The organism is Neisseria basseii, assembly GCF_962707005.1.
Lineage (GTDB): Bacteria > Pseudomonadota > Gammaproteobacteria > Burkholderiales > Neisseriaceae > Neisseria > Neisseria bergeri.
In genome coordinates, this window is record NZ_CAUIXH010000052.1 from 1 (window position 1) to 959 (window position 959).

3 pseudogenes are annotated in these 959 nt (G+C 33.8%); all 3 read left to right on the plus strand.

Annotated elements, in window-relative coordinates:
• Positions 1 to 430, plus strand: a pseudogene (locus tag Q9I99_RS11240) (polymorphic toxin type 35 domain-containing protein); the annotation flags it as partial.
• A 12-nt stretch (positions 431 to 442) separates the two neighbouring features.
• Positions 443 to 783: pseudogene (locus Q9I99_RS11245) on the plus strand (hypothetical protein).
• A gap of 9 nt (positions 784 to 792) precedes the next feature.
• A pseudogene (locus tag Q9I99_RS11250) lies at positions 793 to 959 on the plus strand (MafB family polymorphic toxin); the annotation flags it as partial.

Genomic DNA, 959 nt, shown 5'->3' on the forward strand with positions numbered 1-959 from the left:
AGCAGAGGCCGCAGGTACGGTTTGGAGAGATAAAAAAGTAGAACTTAACCCGACCAAATGGGATTGGGTTAAAAATAACGGCTATAAAACACCTGCTGCCCGACCTATGCAGACTGTAGACGGGGAAATGGCCGGTGGGAATAAACCGCCTAAATCTAATACTTCTACACTACTAACAGAATTCAATCAAAATGATATTAACCATGTCTTTCAGAAAAAACATGAATTTGACTCGTTCTTAAAAAATTATACTTCAAAAGCTGATGCATACTCAGCCATACAAAATGTAGCAAATAATACTTTAGACTCATCAACTTATCAAAAAGGAACATGGGTAACCATCCAAGTTGATGGGGTACCTGTATCAGTGAAGGGAAATTTTGTCGATGGTAAATTTCGCATTGATACGGCAACAATGAAATCATTTTAAATTGAGCTAGAAATGAACCTAGAAAATTATGAAAACATTTTAATAAAATTACTTTTTCATCATAACAACTTAGTAGATGAATATTCTTATTTTATTGAAAATAAAAACTTATTTAAAATAGTATCTCGAACTAAAACGAGTAAGGGCTTTTTTTCACTATAGAAAAACCATTAAATTTTCTAAGCAAAAAAACTTATTTTGAGTTTAATTTTAAATATTTACACTCAGGGAAAGAACGCTTTGGTTCGTTTATGTGCTGGATAAATACTAATTTAATGGAATTTGAGGTTTTTTTTAACTACCTGCTCCCTGATAATATGATAATAAATAACTTTTTTGAAATAAATGATTAACGATACACCAATAAAAATTGGTGGGGTAACCGTATGGATGATATTCGCGACATCATCCAAGGTGCGGTTAATCCTTTTTTAATGGGTTTTCAAGGAGTAGGGATTGGGGCAATTACAGACAGTGCGGTAAGCCCGGTCACAGATACAGCCGCTCAGCAGACTCTACAAGGTATTAA